Origin of the sequence: Peribacillus sp. NPDC096448 (genome assembly GCF_044762675.1) — a bacterium.
Taxonomy (GTDB): Bacteria; Bacillota; Bacilli; order Bacillales; family DSM-1321; genus Peribacillus; species Peribacillus frigoritolerans_B.
The window spans coordinates 20,258-33,666 of the sequence record NZ_JBIWEU010000020.1 but is presented as its reverse complement, the minus strand read 5'-3'; the positions used below and the strand labels follow the sequence as shown (position 1 = coordinate 33,666).

General features: G+C 40.5%; 12 protein-coding genes. 11 read left to right on the top strand and 1 reads right to left on the bottom strand.

Annotated elements, in window-relative coordinates:
• Positions 1 to 30: 30 nt before the first annotated feature.
• The 7 genes from ACIQ0C_RS23340 (at position 31) to cuyA (ending at position 8,879) form a co-directional block, all read left to right on the top strand.
• Complete coding sequence (locus ACIQ0C_RS23340) at positions 31 to 1,230, top strand: FAD/NAD(P)-binding oxidoreductase (RefSeq protein WP_403064419.1); 1,200 nt, start codon at positions 31 to 33, stop codon at positions 1,228 to 1,230.
• Between the two features lie 59 nt (positions 1,231 to 1,289).
• Positions 1,290 to 2,693: an MBL fold metallo-hydrolase gene (locus ACIQ0C_RS23335; RefSeq protein WP_403064379.1), complete on the top strand. Its 1,404-nt coding sequence runs from the start codon at positions 1,290 to 1,292 to the stop codon at positions 2,691 to 2,693.
• Between the two features lie 226 nt (positions 2,694 to 2,919).
• Positions 2,920 to 4,095, top strand: a complete 1,176-nt coding sequence (locus tag ACIQ0C_RS23330) for a MalY/PatB family protein (protein ID WP_403064376.1) — start codon at positions 2,920 to 2,922, stop codon at positions 4,093 to 4,095.
• Positions 4,096 to 4,159: 64 nt separating this feature from the next.
• Positions 4,160 to 5,605: a sigma-54 interaction domain-containing protein gene (locus ACIQ0C_RS23325; RefSeq protein WP_403064373.1), complete on the top strand. Its 1,446-nt coding sequence runs from the start codon at positions 4,160 to 4,162 to the stop codon at positions 5,603 to 5,605.
• Between the two features lie 229 nt (positions 5,606 to 5,834).
• Positions 5,835 to 7,313: an amino acid permease gene (locus ACIQ0C_RS23320; protein WP_403064370.1), complete on the top strand. Its 1,479-nt coding sequence runs from the start codon at positions 5,835 to 5,837 to the stop codon at positions 7,311 to 7,313.
• Positions 7,314 to 7,416: 103 nt separating this feature from the next.
• Positions 7,417 to 7,794 carry a RidA family protein gene (locus ACIQ0C_RS23315; RefSeq protein WP_403064367.1) on the top strand — a complete coding sequence of 126 codons (378 nt, stop codon included), beginning with the start codon at positions 7,417 to 7,419 and terminating at the stop codon, positions 7,792 to 7,794.
• Positions 7,795 to 7,886: 92 nt separating this feature from the next.
• Entirely contained in the window at positions 7,887 to 8,879 is a 993-nt protein-coding gene (gene cuyA, locus ACIQ0C_RS23310; RefSeq protein WP_403064364.1) for a D-cysteate sulfo-lyase, read from the top strand.
• A 452-nt stretch (positions 8,880 to 9,331) separates the two neighbouring features.
• On the opposite strand, the gene ACIQ0C_RS23305 is transcribed toward cuyA, so the two are convergent.
• Positions 9,332 to 9,514: a hypothetical protein gene (locus tag ACIQ0C_RS23305; RefSeq protein ID WP_098373529.1), complete on the bottom strand. Its 183-nt coding sequence runs from the start codon at positions 9,512 to 9,514 to the stop codon at positions 9,332 to 9,334.
• A gap of 355 nt (positions 9,515 to 9,869) precedes the next feature.
• Here ACIQ0C_RS23305 and ACIQ0C_RS23300 point away from each other — a divergent pair, with 355 nt between their 5' ends.
• The 4 genes from ACIQ0C_RS23300 to essB all read left to right on the top strand — a co-directional run bounded on the left by ACIQ0C_RS23300 (position 9,870) and on the right by essB (position 13,388).
• On the top strand, positions 9,870 to 10,784 hold the full coding sequence (locus tag ACIQ0C_RS23300; RefSeq protein ID WP_403064360.1) for a nucleoside hydrolase: 915 nt from the start codon (positions 9,870 to 9,872) through the stop codon (positions 10,782 to 10,784).
• 556 nt (positions 10,785 to 11,340) lie between these two features.
• Positions 11,341 to 11,631, top strand: a complete 291-nt coding sequence (locus tag ACIQ0C_RS23295) for a WXG100 family type VII secretion target (RefSeq protein ID WP_034306171.1) — start codon at positions 11,341 to 11,343, stop codon at positions 11,629 to 11,631.
• 96 nt (positions 11,632 to 11,727) lie between these two features.
• A complete protein-coding gene (gene yukD / locus ACIQ0C_RS23290) occupies positions 11,728 to 11,967 on the top strand; it encodes an ESX secretion system protein YukD (RefSeq protein WP_053537134.1) in 240 nt (79 codons plus the stop codon).
• A gap of 71 nt (positions 11,968 to 12,038) precedes the next feature.
• The gene (gene essB / locus ACIQ0C_RS23285) at positions 12,039 to 13,388 is read left to right on the top strand and encodes a type VII secretion protein EssB (RefSeq protein ID WP_403064357.1); all 1,350 of its coding nucleotides are present in this window, start codon (positions 12,039 to 12,041) and stop codon (positions 13,386 to 13,388) included.
• Positions 13,389 to 13,409 lie beyond the last annotated feature (21 nt).

Here is a 13,409-nt window from a genome sequence, read left to right as displayed (position 1 = left end):
AATTGAGATGAGGAGATTAGAATGGCAAATATGAAGAATGAGACACATTACAAAATTTTGATTGTAGGTGGGGGCAGTGCCGGAATTACGGTTGCAGCCCGTCTTCTGCGTGAATCTCGCACTCTGAGCGGAAACATTGCCATCATTGACCCTGCGACGAAACATTATTATCAGCCATTATGGACACTTGTGGGAGCTGGCGAAGCTGACAAAACTGTGACACAAAGGGAGGAAGCATCCGTTATTCCGAGCGGAGCCGTGTGGGTACAGGATGCGATAACCACATTTGAGCCCGATGAAAATGCTGTTGTAACAGCATCCGGAAAAAAATTGCACTATGAATATCTAGTTGTCGCAGCCGGGATTCAAATTGACTGGCATAAAATCAAAGGTTTAAAAGAGAGTATTGGAAAGAATGGGGTATGTAGTAATTATTCTTATGATTATGTTGATAGCACCTGGGAGGCGATCAGAAATTTCAAGGGGGGGACTTCCATTTTCACCAATCCGAACACGCCGGTAAAATGCGGTGGGGCTCCTCAAAAAATTATGTATATGGCAGAAGACTATTTCAGAAAATCAGGAGTTCGCCAGCAATCTTCGGTTATTTTTGTTTCAGGGAACCCATCCATATTCAATGTGAAAAAATATGAACAGGCACTAAATCAAATAATTGAACGAAAAGAAATAGAGACATATTTTATGCATCATCTTGTTGAAATTGATGGTGACAAGAAGCGAGCGACATTTGAAAACCTGAACACAGGAGAGCGCGTGAATATGCATTATGACATGATACATGTTGTACCACCAATGAGCGCCCCTGATTTTATCAAGAATAGTTCGCTCGCGGCAAGTAATGGGTGGCTGAATGTGGACAAATATACGCTTCAGCATCAACACTATGACAATGTATTTGGCATAGGGGATTGCACAAACCTGCCTACGTCGAAAACGGGGGCTGCGATTCGCAAACAAGCGCCCGTGCTTGTGCAAAATTTGCTTCATCGGATGCGTGCCAAACTTATGGTTCATAAATATGACGGTTATACTTCATGTCCGCTTGTTACCGGATATGGGCGGCTTATACTGGCTGAGTTCGATTATGATTTACAGCCGCAAGAAACCTTTCCAATCGATCAATCCCGTGAGAGGTTCAGTATGTATTTATTGAAGAAAAACTTGCTTCCCGTTATGTATTGGAACGGAATGCTTAAAGGAATGATGTAATAACGTAGATAGCCATAACAAAACAAAAGTACTCGAGGTGCTTGAAAGGAGAAGGATTTATGCTATTAAAGTATTTTTATGATGAGAAACTGGCTCAAGCTTCATACCTTGTGGGATGTCAGGCTACCGGTGAAGCGATCATTGTTGATCCGTCACGTAATATAGAACCTTACATAAAAACGGCAAAAGCACATGGTGTAAGGATCGTGGGCGTAACGGAAACACACATTCATGCCGATTTTTTGTCTGGTTCACTGGAGCTGGCTTCTAAGCTTGAAACGACATTGTATTTGTCTGATGAAGGAAGGCCGGACTGGGAATATGAATACGCAACTGGGTATGAACACCGCTTTCTGAGAAATGGAGATGTATTTGCCATTGGAAATATTAATTTTGAGGTGGTACATACTCCAGGACACACACCTGAACATATATCGCTGCTCGTAACAGATGGGGGTGCGGATCCGCTCGGCATATTTACCGGGGATTTTATATTTGTCGGTGATGTGGGGCGTCCCGACTTATTAGAAAAAGCCGTAGGGGTACATGGTTCATCAGAAAAAATGGCACGCATGATGTTTCGGTCATTGCAACAGTTTAAAAACTTTCCAGACTATCTGCAAGTATGGCCAGGGCACGGAGCGGGCAGTGCCTGTGGTAAATCGCTAGGTGCAATCCCGTCGTCAACCATCGGCTATGAAAAACGGACAAATTGGGCATTGCAATATAATGATGAAAATCTCTTTGTTGAGGCTCTGTTGGCAGGGCAGCCTGAGGCACCCCCTTATTTTTCAATGATGAAGCGGTTGAATAAAGAGGGAGCGCAACAAATTCGAAGGATAGCAGCACCAATTCCAATGGGGGGGCCAATAGATATTGTGCAGGATTGGGCGGGACAGGGAATCGTCTTAGATACGCGTCCGGCCAATGAATTTGCCACCAAGCATATACGAGGCTCAATTAATATCCCATATAACAAAACATTTGTAACGTGGGCGGGGTGGCTGTTGGATTATGACTTGCCTATATATCTTCTAGCAAGCAATGCTGACGTTACAGGTGTTGTAAAAGATCTCCAGTCCATTGGGTTGGATCGCGTCATTGCAACAATGGATCCATATATCATTGAGCAGGCTGGCGAATCTGATTCACGTGTTATGAAATATGAAGAAGTTACAATGGACATGATGGATGTTGCAATTCAAACAGAAAGCATATATGTGCTTGATGTCCGAAGCATGACTGAATGGAAGGAAGGCCATATTCCACAGGCTAATCATGTCATGCTTGGCCATTTACAAGAACAGGCATCTAAATTTCCACATGATAAACCAATTTTGGTTTATTGCAAAACCGGAGGAAGGTCAGCTATCGCTGCAAGCCTTTTGCAAGTTCATGGTTTTAAAGAAGTACAAAGCCTTATAGGCGGTTATGAGGAATGGAGAAATCGGAAGAAATTATGACCCACCAGAAATGTATTTTATCATCCATGCGAAAACTATTTCCTAAGAATGCAAAAGTGCCAATGCTTAGGGTGAAAGGGTTTTAAAAAAAGACCGCGTTTTTAGGGTATTCAAACAAGATATTCCAAGAAAATAAGGAGATTTTATAAAGAGAAATGGGTTGGCATGACAATTGCATATATAAAAGAGGCAAGGTAAACAAGCAAACATGAGGGAGAGATACTCGATGAAATATAATTTTGACCAAGAAATCCGTCGACTGAACACTGACTGCGAAAAGTGGGATGATCTTGAAAATCATTTTGGCGTAAAGGATGTTATACCGATGTGGGTGGCCGATATGGATTTTCATTCTCCACAACCTATCATCGAAGCATTAAAACAACGTGTGGAGCACGGTGTTTATGGCTACACGCTTAGACCGGACTCGTACATGGAATCCATTGTTGGTTGGCTGAAAAGAAGACATCGATGGTCCATTGAAAAAGAATGGATTACCCACAGCCCAGGAGTGATTCCAGCTCTATCGTTGGCGATTCAGTCCTTCACGCAGACAGGGGACAAAATAATTATCCAACCTCCTGTATACCATCATTTTGCCCGTGTAGTCCAAGCGAACGGCCGTGAAATTGTAAACAACCCGCTTAAGCTTGAAAATGGGCGTTATTCCATAGATTTCGAAGATCTAGAGGCAAAGATAGATTCATCGGTAAAAATGTTGATTCTGTGTAGTCCTCATAACCCGATCGGAAGGGTATGGAGCAAAGAAGAATTGACGAGATTGGGACAGATTTGTATGAAGCATAACATTCTTGTTGTGGCAGATGAAATTCATTTTGACTTTGTTTATAAGACACATACTCACATTCCTTTTGCCTCTATATCAGAAGAGTTTGCGAACCATTCTCTTACCTGTATTGCGCCAAGCAAAACTTTTAACTTAATGGGTGTACAGACGTCAAGTATCATTATTCCAAATCAGCAACTGCGCGATAGGTATGATCGGGAACTTAATACATTATCTATTGGTTCGCCGAACATATTTGGCGTTGTTGCCTTAGAGGCTGCTTACCGGCACGGAGAAGAATGGCTGGATCAGCTCATTGAATATTTGCAGGAGAATATGGAGTTCACTCTGAATTACTTCAGCAAAAACATCCCGCAAATCAAAGTCATCCAGCCTGAAGGCTCATACCTTGTATGGCTTGATTGCCGGGAATTGGGAGTTAAAGAAATGGATCAATTTATGTTGCGCCGAGCAAGGGTTGCAATGAATGAAGGGCAGATTTTCGGTAAGGAAGGTGAAGGGTTTATGCGCCTCAATATTGCTTGTCCACGTTCAATGTTGAAAAATGCTTTGGGTGGCATAGAAAAAGCTGTCTCCTCTTTGTGCAAAGCGTAGAAATTTATTTTATAATAAATTAATTTTATTATTTCAGTAAAGCGCAATAGCAGAGGAGGATAATATGGCAGGCTTTATCGGCATGCAGCAGTTTATTCAAGATTACGCTGAGAACACAGCAGGAATCCTTGGTCTGGATATAACCGTGCTTGATGAAAAGGGCGTTCGTATTAGTGGAACTGGCTACTATAAAGATCTCATTGGCAAAACGGCTCCGGAAGGCTCCTTTTTCAGAATGATATTGGAAACAGGGGAGCCTGGAGTGGTTTACGATGTGAAAAAAGATGAGTCGCAGTGTAGGAGTTGTAAATTCGTAAATCAGTGCAAAGAACTCGCTACCATCGGGTTTCCTATTGTAAAGCAAGACAAACCAGTTGGGGTCATCGGCATGATTGGTTTTTCCCATGAACAAAAGGAGAAAATGATTATTGAATCAGAGAATCTGATACAGTTTCTACGCAATGTTAGTACATTGTTAGTCAATAAATTAGCAATGCTGGACCCTGGTAAAGAACCGGGTTGCAAAATTCAAGAAGAGATACCGATCACCCCAAAAGCTATTTCTTTTGAAAACATTCTTGGTAAAGATTCCGGGCTTCAAGATGTTATTAAAAAAGCTAGACGGATTATAAATAGCCCATCCACTGTTTTGATAAGGGGAGATAGCGGTACGGGAAAAGAATTATTAGCCAAAGCGATTCATTTTGAAAGCAAGCGCCGAATGCATTCATTTGTGGCAGTAAATTGCGCAGCCATACCTGAGAGCTTGTTGGAAAGTGAGTTGTTTGGTTACGAGGGCGGATCATTTACCGGCTCGAGTCGGAATGGAAAAATGGGAAAATTTGAATTAGCGCACAAAGGAACCATTTTTCTTGATGAAATTGGTGATATGCCGCTTTTCTTGCAGCCAAAGTTATTACGGGTTTTACAAGAAAGAGAGATTGAAAGAATCGGTGGCAAAAAAGCAATCGAAATTAATGTACGGGTGATTGCAGCCACTCACCGAAACTTAGAGGAAATGGTGCGAAACGGTACCTTTCGCGAAGATTTATATTATCGTCTCAATGTCCTCCCTCTCCATACCAAACCTTTGAGAGAACGGCGTGATGATATCGCTTTGTATCTCGAACATTTCATTCATAAACATTGTATGATCATGCAAAGGGATCCACTGAGACTTGACCCCATGCTGGAGCGATGGCTTATTCGCTATGATTGGCCTGGGAATATAAGGCAATTAGAAAACGCGGTAGAATATATGGTCAATATGGCCGAATCGGATATTGTGGGCTTTCAAGATTTACCTGACTATCTCTTTCAACAGGATCATCTCTCTGTTGAGAGTAGTGGGTTAAGCTTAGAACAAATGATTTCAGAATATGAAAAGGAAGTAATCCAGAGCTATTTTCTGACTGAAAAATATCGAAATGATAAAGAACAAATTGCCCGGGAACTAAAGATTAGCCTGTCTACTCTTTATCGCAAGTTGGAAAAATACCAATTATGTTAACTTTGTTTTAAAGATTTCTATTTTACCCATTTAAAGTTACTTGAAATGAAAGAGAGTGCCCATATCAATTTCTCGGCTGAGTTTTTTGTAAGGACAAAAGCAAAAGGTAGGTAGTTTAATAATTTACTGAAAGTTCCCTGAATAGTCAATAAAGAGATTATTCAAAAGAACAGCCAGATGAGCTTTGCATACAAAGTATTTGAACTATGAGGGAAAAGGGGGATACACTATGGGGAAATTAGAAGCAGAGATAAGTAACACCCTAGAAGAGCGAAATTCAAAAGGATCCTTACAAAGGAAGCTGCAATCCAGACATTTAACGATGATGGCTATAGGTGGCGCTATTGGAACTGGATTGTTTGTATCCAGCGGATCGACGATTAGCAGTGCGGGGCCGGGAGGAGCGCTTGCTGCATATATTCTGGTAGGAATCATGGTCTATTTTGTCATGAATAGTTTAGGAGAGCTATCGGCCTTCTTACCGGTCCCGGGGGCTTTTGACATCTATGCTTCAAGGTATATTGATCCTGCGTTAGGCTTTGCGTTAGGTTGGAACTATTGGTATACAACCGCGATAACGGTTCCTGCAGATTTGGTGGCCTCTACTCTTATTATGAAGTATTGGTTTCCGGACTCACCTTCTATCTTGTGGAGCGCACTTTTTCTGGGTTTGTTGCTAATTTTAAATGTTTTATCAGTCAAGGCATATGGGGAAAGTGAATATTGGTTTGCTGGTATTAAGGTCATCTCGATCATCGTATTTCTCGTTATTGGGGTTGCCATGATTTTTGGAATTATGGGAGGACATACGGTCGGGTTCAGTAACTTTACCCAAGGAGATGCTCCTTTCCATGGCGGGCTTGTATCTATCTTCAGTGTTGTGCTCATCGCGGGCTTTGCATTCCAGGGAACTGAGGTGATTGCGACGGCAGCCGGTGAAACCGAAAATCCATCGAAAAACGTACCGAAAGCCATTCGGTCAATCTTCTGGCGAATCCTTATTTTCTACGTGTTGACGATTTTTGTTATCGGTTTGATTATCCCTTATACGGATCCAAACCTGCTTAAATCCGGCGTTCAAAATGTATCTATCAGCCCCTTCACGCTTGTTCTTCAGAGAGCTGGGTTGGCATTTGCAGCTTCCGTCATGAATGCAGTGCTTCTTACATCTGTTTTATCAGCAGCAAATTCAGCAATGTATGCTTCTTCACGTATGCTATGGGCACTGGCGAAAGAAGGAAAGGCACCACGGATCTTTGCACGGCTTAACAGGAAGGGAATTCCCATGTGGGCCCTTTGTACAACTGCTTTTATAGGACTTGCCTCTTTTTTGGCTTCCCTTTTTGGAAATGGTTCAGTTTTTATTTGGTTGATAAATGCTTCAGCCCTTACCGGATTTATCAAATGGTTCGGGATTGCCGTTAGTCATTACCGCTTCCGTAAGGCTTATGTAGCCCAAGGCAGAGATCTAAATGAATTGCCGTTTAAAGCCAAATGGTACCCGCTGGGCCCGGTTATCACGCTGTTATTTTTTGTGGTTTTCATTTTTGGGCAGACTCTTTTTTACGGAGATCAAATTAGCTGGGCAGAAATTATCGCGACGTATATAGGTCTTCCTATTTTCTTGCTTCTCTGGCTTGGCTATAAAATCATTAAGAAAACAAAAATGGTTCCTCTGATGGAGTGTGATTTTGAGCGCAAAGAATAAGGGGGAAGGCTTGTATTGATTGTAAGCGCTTTATTAAAAGGGAAATTAAATTTAATTCTATCCCGTATTACTAGGATTACACACAAAAAAAGAGGTGGTTTATATGACAAAAGAATCAATCATAACAAAAGAAGCCCCCAAGGCTATCGGTCCTTATTCACAAGGTGTTAAGGCAGGAAATATAGTGTACACTTCAGGGCAGCTCCCAATTGATCCTGAAACTGGAGAAATGCCTGATAATATTGAGGAGCAAACAAGGATATCATTGGAGAATCTTAAGAAGGTTTTAGAAGCGGCAGGATCAAGCTTACAGCATGTAATAAAAACAACGGTTTTTTTAAGCGATATGAATCACTTTGCCGTGATGAATCATGTATATGGAGAGTTTTTCTCTGATAATTATCCGGCAAGAAGTGCGATTGAAGTTGCTCGTTTACCTAAAGATGCTTTTATTGAAATAGAAGCGTTGGCTATTATTTAATTATATATAAAAGGGAAGGCAGGTTGATATTCTACTTTCTTTAATGTAAATATGGCCAGTCTTAAACAGAAAATATCAGGAGGAGTTTTAATATGAATTTAGCAAAACTTCCTAGACAGCGATATACACCAACAGATACACCCATTGAGAAATTACATCATTTTTCCGAAGTTCTTGGTGGCCCTTCTATTTATCTTAAACGAGATGATTTACTTGGTCTGACGGCCGGGGGAAATAAAACAAGAAAACTAGAGTTCCTTGTTGCCGATGCATTGGATAAAGGTGCGGATACGTTAATTACATGTGGGGGCATTCAATCCAATCATTGCCGCTTGACACTAGCTGCTGCGGTTAAAGAAAAAATGAAATGCATCCTTGTGTTGGAAGAGGGTCTTTCAAATTCTGAACTGGATTTTAACGGTAACTATTTTCTCTATCATTTATTGGGCGCCGAACAAATCAAAGTCGTGCCTAATGGAGCGGACTTGATGCAAGAAATGCAGAAAGTGGCTAAAGAGGTGATAGAGAAAGGACATCAACCTTACATCATTCCGGTTGGGGGTTCCAATGTCATTGGTGCAACGGGATATGTTGCTTGCTCCCAGGAGATCTTGGCACAGTCCTTTGACCAAGGAATTGATTTGAAAGCTGTTATTTGTGTAAGCGGAAGCGGAGGAATGCATGCTGGTTTAGTGGCCGGATTTCATGGAAACCAAAGTGGAATATCAGTAATTGGAATAAACGTAAGCAGAGGAAAAGTTGAACAAGAAGAGAAAGTTTATCAGCTAGTTAAAGAAACTTTAGCACACATCGGCATTCCAAATTCAATTCCTCGTGAGGCCGTTACGTGTTTTGATGAGTATGTCGGGCCGGGTTATGCTTTGCCTACACCTGAAATGGTGGAAGCAGTCAAGATAATGGCAAGAACAGAAGGGATTTTGCTGGATCCGGTATATACGGGTAAAGCGGCAGCGGGACTCATCGATTTAATACAAAAAGGCACCTTTAAGCCGGAGGATAACATCCTATTTTTACATTCTGGCGGCGCCTCATCGCTATACGCGAATACTTCTCTTTTTTATTGAAATTTGATTATTATATGGTGTAGTGTGAATCAAAAAAACAATAAAATAGAAGGCAAAGATAATATCCGGTTCTGATTTTAAGATGCATTTATTTGAAAGAGTTATTTAGAATCAGTCCATGCAGCCATATCAAATAGTTGATGAATGAACTTCATCTGATTTGGTATAGACTTGATCAATGCTTTTTCCTGCTGTGGGTGGGATAGAATATGATGAATATTATCCCGTAAATAGACTATTAAATAAGGTTTGTTATGGTGCACTCGTCAAAAATGAGCTGGATGAAAATTTCCGGCCCACTAGAATCATAGTTTTTAAGAAAACATTCACGATAATGGACATGTCCTTTCCTTCCACATATTCAGTTTTCAGCTGGTTCAATCCCATGTCTTGGAAAGGAAAAGCTCCATTTGGTTAAGCAGCTTACAGTTAACCAAATGGAGCTTTTTAAATCAATGTATGGAAACGAATTTACTCCTCAATTCCTCTTCCGTTACTTCGATCTTGCCTTTCAAATCTTCAGCCAGCAATACATAACTTTTCACGCCAATGAACTCTGAATGTGATATTAAAAAGAATTTTGTTCCTTTTTTATACGCAGAAGGAACATCTTCAATCAACTTAAACATTTTCATCCTTTTTCCACCTTGGATATCATAAATTCGTAACGCATGTATTCATAACTACATCGTAATAGCATTGAACAAGTTGAAAAGGAATTAGGTCACTTCTAAGAGACGACTTCTTCTTTTCACTTTTTATATCATTGATATTTATGAGCGGTCAACTATTTTTACTGGTAGATACAAGAACCAGCCTTACTTGTCATTTGTTTGCAAATTATGATTATTCCTAACTTTCTGTGGAACTGGCTATCGTTGAATGTTAAAATTCAGTTGGAAAACAGTGTTCTTTATATATAAGAAAGAGAAAAGAGAGGCAATGAGTTGTTAAAAGGGTCTCAAAAAGTGTTTGGAAGGTGTGGAAATATTGAAACCAATCATATTCGATGTAGATACTGGGATTGATGATGCCATGGCGATGGCATATGCTTTAAATTCCCCTGAATTGGAAGTGCTCGGATTCACCACTTGCTTTGGTAACGTGCCCGTTGTTGAATCGACCCGTAATACGCTTGCCGTCTTGGAGAAATTAAATAGGCGCATACCGGTTTATGAAGGTGCTGGCCAAACTTTGGTACGCGGAAGGAAGAAGAGGTATCCCAAGCATGTCCATGGGGAAGACGGGTTAGGAAATACCCTTCGGTTTGAACCAACCATCAAAGCATCACAAGGAAATGCAGCAGATTTCATTATCGATCAAGTGAAAAGCAGACCGCATGAAATTACGATCATTGCAGTTGGACCACTGACTAACATCGCATTGGCGATTAATAAAGCGCCACTGATCATGTCGCTTGTAAAAGAGGTCATAATTATGGGCGGTGCCGTAAACGTACCTGGAAATGTAAGCCCTTATGCTGAAGCAAACATTATTTCAGATCCTGAAGCAGCCGATCAGGTATTAACTTCTGGACTGCCAATCACACTAGTGGGGCTTGATGTGACACTGCAAACATACCTACTGAAATCGAAGCTTGATGATTGGCGTGCCACTGGTAAGGAAAGCGCCAAATTTTTAGCGGAAATGACAGATTATTATATGGAAGCATATGAAAACTCCCATCCAGGTTTAGGCGGTTGCGCCCTTCACGATCCGCTTGCTGTCGGGGTTGCGATTGATTCAAGTTTTGTGAGTACAGAGTTGATGACCGTCAAGGTGGTGACCGAGGGTGAAGAAACAGGCAGGACAATCGGTCAAAAGGATGGCGAACCTAGAATCCGTGTCTGTACGAATGTGGAAAGTGAGCGGTTTTTGAAAGATTTTTTGGAACGGGTTATATGACTTAGCAACTTAATTGAATCATGGATTAAACATAAAGGCTATCACTTTTCCAAAAACCATTGGGAAGAGATGGCCTGTTTCTGTTGGGAATATCGATTCTCGCTATATGACACGGATTCCTGCTGCGGCTGATTGTAAAAATAGGTCTTCCATTCATTCTGATGTCCTTTTTTAAATGGTTTGGATTCGATCAATAATAAAGGTGAACAGTCTGAAAAGGATCATTTTCAGACTTTAATCAAACGTTTGATTAATTTTCTAAAAAAGAAAGTCTAAAGTCACTATTATTATGGTGAAAATCATATTATTGGATGAAGGTTCAGAAATATTGGGTATAAGGAACTTTTTTTACCATAAAAATGTAAAATATTAAAAAATAATTAAAAAATGGGTTTAAAGGTTTGGGAAAACAGGTACATAGACTTTCATAATGCCATATTTAGGTTTTTTTGTATAATCATAATTTACCATTTTTCGACTTTGCGCTTATTTATATGGCAGAAAATGTATGGTTCCATTAAAATGTACTATATAAGATAAAAGGAGGATTTTTTCTATGTCACAAATTCGCGTAACACCTTCGGAACTGAAAGATGTAGCTAGACAATATGATAATGAGAGCCAACAAGTAACGGATATGATTGGTCGTTTAGATAGAATGAGAGATCATTTAACTGGTATTTGGGAAGGTTCCTCCAGCGAGGCATTCGTAGGTCAGTATGAAGAATTGAAGCCTTCATTCATGGATATGGCCCGCTTGTTGAATGAAGTTTCTCAACAATTGAATAAATCAGCTCAAATCCTTGAAGACACAGATAATCAGATTGCTAGTCAAATTCGCGGATAATCATTAGGTCAATGAGATAAAGAAATTTCTAGGAAAAAGCGCCGCGACTCTTTATGAAGATCGTGGTGCTTTTTTGCTTTAAAAGAGGTGGTTTCCATATATATTCAACTAACGATCGATTTAAACAGATATACAGGGGAAGTATTTGATTTGCAAGTTTCGAATTACCGTTCCATCAAGAAGGTTGTGGAAATAATTTGGCAGGTAAAGGATATTGCCAGTGCACCTAAAGAAGGCTATTGGGTGCGGGTCCAGAATAAAGAGTTCGTATGTTCAGGATATGAAACCCTGCTTGATAGCGGCATTACGACGGGGGACCGCCTTGAGATCCTCTAATGGATTAAGTGTGGACTCTTTATAGGAAAAAAGTCTAAAGCCCTTTAGCAGGGGTAAAGGAGTTACATAAAATGGATGAGAAAAAATCCTCATATTTGGAGAAAAAAACAGAAGCTGTAATGATGAAGGATGATAAGGGGCATTCGTTCGTTTTCCAACGGGCAAAACTTTCTATGCAGGACCCACTGGAATTACAGATTATTCATGAAGCGGATGATGCTCTCCAGAAACATATAGAAGTTACAGAGGACGAGGTGCAGATCAGAGTAAATCCACCAGCCTCTTTTTTTGTTTTTTCCAAAGCTAAAGATAAAAATTCATTGAGTAGATGGTTATCGTCTTATCAAATCTTGAAGAAAATCAGGAATCATGAATTGAGTCGCCTGCAACTAGTCGTCTGTCCAGAAAATATCGTTTTTGATTCGAGCTTGGCCCCATATTTCCTGCATTATGGCGTAAAAGACAGTTTGCCTCCTTATGAGCATAATCAAGATGAGTTATTTAAAGAAACGAAGGCAACGATTTCGGCACTTGTGGATGGGCAGTATACATTCGAAGAGTATTTACTTTATCATAAGACACTGAAACTATCGAACGAAACACAAAGTATATTGGTATCGGGGACTTGGGATGAACTTTCCACGGTCATTCAAGATCGGATAGATGTTTTAGAGAAGGAAGAAAAAGCATTTGTGCATATTCCTGAAAAGAAATGGAAAACGGGCCGTTATACACTTTGGGGTACGATGATCGTTCTGGTGCCGCTGCTGTTGTTTACGATTTACACACTATTCTTCTCACAACCTAAGCAGGAAGCATATGTAGAAAGCGGTGAAAGCTTCTTAAAACAAAAATACAGTGAAGTCATTGACCGTTTGGAAAACTACGATCCAAAAAATATGCCGTATGTCGTTCAATATGAACTGGCTATGGCCTATGTCGCTTATGAGCCGTTAGATGATGTCAGGAAGAAGAATGTAGTAAATGCAATCACTTTGCAGACCGATAGTCAGTATCTCCTATATTGGATTTATATAGGCAGGGGCATGAGTGAGGACGCGATCGATTTGGCGAGAATCATGGAGGATCGCGAATTGATAATGTATGGGCTGGTAAACCAGAAAGAACAGATTAAGTTGGACGATAAACTTTCTGGGGAAGAAAAGGAAACGCAAATTAAAGAAATCGATACAGAGCTGTCCCAATATGAAAAGGAAAAAAAGGAATTGGATGAGCAAATGAAGGAACAGCAAGATCAAAACCAGTCAGCAACAGAGTCCAATATAGAGGATAAAAGCGCAGTGGAAGCAAAACCTGCTGTAAAAGAAGAAGCGGAAAACGAACCTGCTTCTGTGGGGAAAGAAGAAAGTAAGGATTCCTCCAAAAAATCAACTGAAGAAAAAGAGAAAAGCAAAGAGTGAGCAATGGGCCTTTTGCGGAGG